The sequence below is a fragment of the Candidatus Sodalis sp. SoCistrobi genome (genome assembly GCF_900143145.1).
Classification (GTDB): domain Bacteria; phylum Pseudomonadota; class Gammaproteobacteria; order Enterobacterales; family Enterobacteriaceae; genus SoCistrobi.
In genome coordinates, this window is record NZ_FRDB01000261.1 from 1 (window position 1) to 3,645 (window position 3,645).

The 3,645-nt window shown below is 59.2% G+C and carries 4 protein-coding genes; 1 reads left to right on the forward strand and 3 read right to left on the reverse strand.

The window, feature by feature from the left end:
- Positions 1-549 precede the first annotated feature (549 nt).
- A complete protein-coding gene (gene rluB / locus CINSTRO3249_RS14010; RefSeq protein ID WP_074013717.1) occupies positions 550-1,443 on the forward strand; it encodes a 23S rRNA pseudouridine(2605) synthase RluB in 894 nt (297 codons plus the stop codon).
- A gap of 483 nt (positions 1,444-1,926) precedes the next feature.
- Here rluB and cobO read toward each other — a convergent pair whose 3' ends face one another.
- From cobO to CINSTRO3249_RS14025, 3 genes are all read right to left on the reverse strand, one after another.
- Complete coding sequence (gene cobO / locus CINSTRO3249_RS14015; RefSeq protein ID WP_074013718.1) at positions 1,927-2,517, reverse strand: cob(I)yrinic acid a,c-diamide adenosyltransferase; 591 nt, start codon at positions 2,515-2,517, stop codon at positions 1,927-1,929.
- 54 nt (positions 2,518-2,571) lie between these two features.
- A complete protein-coding gene (locus CINSTRO3249_RS14020; protein WP_074013719.1) occupies positions 2,572-3,333 on the reverse strand; it encodes a YciK family oxidoreductase in 762 nt (253 codons plus the stop codon).
- Between the two features lie 74 nt (positions 3,334-3,407).
- Positions 3,408-3,645, reverse strand: a 238-nt coding sequence (locus tag CINSTRO3249_RS14025) for an integrase core domain-containing protein (protein WP_143146883.1), incomplete at its 5' end; no start/stop codon positions are given.

Below are 3,645 nucleotides of genomic sequence, written 5' to 3' on the forward strand. Positions count from 1 at the left end.
GTCATATGCTGTTTAACCCGCGTCTGATATCGGCGGGTAAGGCGAGAGTCAATCCCGCCAACAGATAGGTTGAAATCATTCTGCAAAGTAATAACAGGTATCACGATAAATGTGTAGATACCTATGCACCGAGGGTACTTCAAAGCGGGGCGCAGGGGGGAGTCTACCCGGTACGGTAAGGCGCCGCGCAGCAGGTCAGTGCTGCACGGACGGGGCACCAGTGCATGGTGCAGCTGAGTGCTGCGCCGCGGCGTGTCAAAATGCGGTGCGAAAGATGCCATCTCTGCTTGCGGTCTGAGAAGAGACGCACGCCGCTGGGCCGCCACCGCCACCGCCGCTGGCACCAAAGGGGCACTGGCCGCGCGACCGCTGTCGTGCTGACGCCGCAGACTGATGCGGCCCGGTGCTACCACCGTGCCTGTTGGGGAAGATAAAACTTACAGCGGCAAGATAATCCTGTATAATGGCGCAGGTATTTTTGTTAACATGTTGATTTATAAGATATTTTAATTCACCTGACGCCTGTGAAGGCGACATACGAGGTTCGCCATGAGCGAAAGCGAAAAACTGCAAAAAGTTCTGGCCCGCGCCGGCCAGGGTTCCCGCCGAGAAATCGAAGCCGTCATTGAACAGGGGCGCGTGAGCGTAGATGGCAAAGTTGCCACCCTGGGAGATCGCGTCGACGTCACCAGCAGCACCAAAATCCGTATCGATGGGCGCATCATCGCCATCAAGCCGGTTGAAGATGCCGTATGCCGTGTGCTGGCTTATTACAAGCCGGAGGGCGAACTTTGTACGCGCCGCGATCCCGAGGGTCGGCCAACGGTGTTCGATCGCCTTCCGCGTCTGAATAACGCCCGCTGGGTGGCCGTCGGACGGCTGGACATTAATACCTCGGGGCTGTTGTTATTCACCACGGACGGGGAACTGGCCAATCGCCTGATGCATCCAAGCTGTGAAATCGAACGTGAATATGCCGTGCGCGTTTTCGGCGAAGTGGATGAGGACAAACAGCGTCAATTAACCCGCGGCGTGCAGCTGGAAGACGGCCCGGCGGCTTTTCGCAGCCAGACCTTTCAGGGCGGCGAAGGCCTGAATCAGTGGTATAATGTAACGCTGACGGAAGGGCGCAATCGCGAGGTGCGGCGCCTGTGGGAGGCTGTTGGCGTGCAGTTCAGCCGGCTTATCCGCGTGCGCTACGGCGACGTTACGCTGCCGAAAGGGCTACCGCGCGGCGGCTGGACCGAACTGCCGCTTGAGCACACCAACTATCTGCGTGAGAAAGTGCAGTTACCGCTTGAATCGGTCACCAAACTGCCGGTAGAGCGCGAACGCCGCCGTTTGAAGGCGACCCAAATCCGCCGTGCGGTGAAGCGCAGTAGTCAGAGAACGCCGTCGCGGCGCGGTGGCCAGAGCAGTAAACGCAATAATGGCGCAGGTTGACGGCATAGGCGAACGGTACCGACGAGTGTCGCCGTGCGGTGAAGCGCAGTAGCCAGAGAACGCCGTCGCGGCGCGGTGGCCAGAGCAGCAAACCCATCAAGGGTGTCGGTTGATGGTATAGGTTGGTATAGGCTAATGCTCTAGGTAACGGTACCGGCTAATAGTCCGGGTTAATGGCGGTGGCACTTCAAGTGTACACTAGTGCCGGTCTGTCTCACGACTGCGGCGTCAGGGCTCCTTCACGCATGACTGATAAGCCCTGACGCGCCATTCTCAATAGGGTAGCGCTAACAACCGCAGCCAGGGGGTGGGGTATCGGTGGCCGTGTCCCGCTGCGGCGCCGCTGCGGTTTCAGAGCCAGATAGGGTGGCGCTAACCACCGCAGCCAGGGTCCGTGGTAGGGTATCGGTGGCGGCGTCCCGCTGTGCCGTCGCCGCGGTTTCAGAGCCAGGATCAAAAAAAACGCGTTTTTATGTGACGGTGTCACCAGTCAATGCCTTGCTGCGCCATCACGCCGGCGTCGAACGCGTGTTTCACCGGCCGCATCTCGCTAACGGTATCCGCCATCGCCAGCAACGCTCGGTGGCAGCCGCGCCCGGTGATAATGACGGTCTGACCCGCCGGCCGCGCGGCAAGGGCGGCGATAACCTCTTCGCGGTCCAGATAATCGAAGCTAATCATATAAGTCAGCTCATCGAGAAGCACAACATCGAGCGATGCGTCTGCCAGCATTCGCTGCGCATGGCGCCAGGTATCGCGCGCGGCACTACGATCCAGCTCGCGATTTTGCGTCTCCCAAGTGAAACCGGTGGCCATTACCTGAAACTCCACGCCGTGCGGCTCCAACAGCTGCCGTTCTCCGTTGGGCCACTGTCCCTTGATAAATTGCACTACCGCGGCGCGAAGTCCGTGGCCAACGGCGCGGGTGAGGGTCCCAAAACCGGCGGTGGTTTTACCTTTGCCATTGCCGGTGAAGATCATCAGGATCCCACGCCGTTCAGTGGCGGCGCTGATGCGGGCATCGACCTGCTCTTTTAACCGTTGTTGCCGCTGTTGGTGGCGTTTGGCGTCCATATAAGCGCTCTCTCACAAAGGCCGCACCGCTGTGCGAACGGCCATGAACGGGTATCAGGTGGCTGGACCGGGTTTGCGATCGGGCTGCGCGTCAAAACTGATGCCGGTTTTGCGCCGGCTATCGTCGCCCATCAGATAAAGATAGATGGGCATGATGTCCGCCGGGGTTTTCAAGCGGTCGGCATCTTCCGCCGGGTAAGCGCTGGCGCGCATGCCGGTACGGGTGCCGCCGGGGTTGATACAGTTAACCCGCAGCGTGGATGCGGGATACTCGTCCGCCAAGATCTGCATCATTCCTTCGGTGGCGAACTTGGACACTGAATAAGCCCCCCAATTTGCGCGCCCTTGTCGGCCCACGCTGGAGGTGCTGAAAATCAGCGATGATCCGCCGGCGTTAAGCAGCAGCGGCAGCAGCGCCTGTGTCAGCATGAAAGTGCCATTGATATTCACCGCCATCACCTCCGACCAGCGCGCGGGCGTCTGCTCGGTCATGGGCGCGACTTCCCCTAATAGCCCGGCGTTGTTCAGCAAACCGTCCAGATGGGGAAGTTCGTTCATCAGGCGCTGTGCCAGCAGCTGATAGGGTTGCGGATCGGGACAGGCCAAATCCAGCACCAGCACACGCGCCTCACGCCCGCCGGCCTCGGCGATCGCCTGCTTTACCGCATTCAATTTTTGCTCCGTTCTGCCGAGCAGCAGCAGTGACGCACCGTGGCGGGCATAGGTCAGAGCCGCTTCACGGCCAATGCCATCACCGGCGCCGGTCACCAGAATGTGTTTTTGATCCAATAAATTACGTTTGGGCTGATAATACACGCCTCACTCCTCTGCTGTGAACTTTGCCGCCAACTGAATAACCCCGAGTTTATTAGAGAGTAATTTTGGCAATACTACGCCGCTTCCTCTGATGCTAATTGCAAAGCGTAATAGTTCATTTCGGCTTCAGTAGGAGGGATGTAACCCAGCCGCCCGAGCAGCCTTCTGTTGTTGTACCAGTCCACCCAGTCCACCCAGTCCAGCGTGGCCAACTCCACTTCCGTCCGGTTTTTCCAGCTCCCGCGGTGGATAACCTCCGTTTTGTACAACCCGTTGATACTCTCTGCCATCGCATTATCGTAGGAGTCGCCG

Bases quoted from the DNA above. Each gene is read 5' to 3' on its own strand.
- rluB (WP_074013717.1), top strand. From the start codon at position 550: ATGAGCGAAAGCGAAAAACTGCAAAAAGTTCTGGCCCGCGCCGGCCAG.
- cobO (WP_074013718.1), bottom strand. From the start codon at position 2,517: ATGGACGCCAAACGCCACCAACAGCGGCAACAACGGTTAAAAGAGCAG.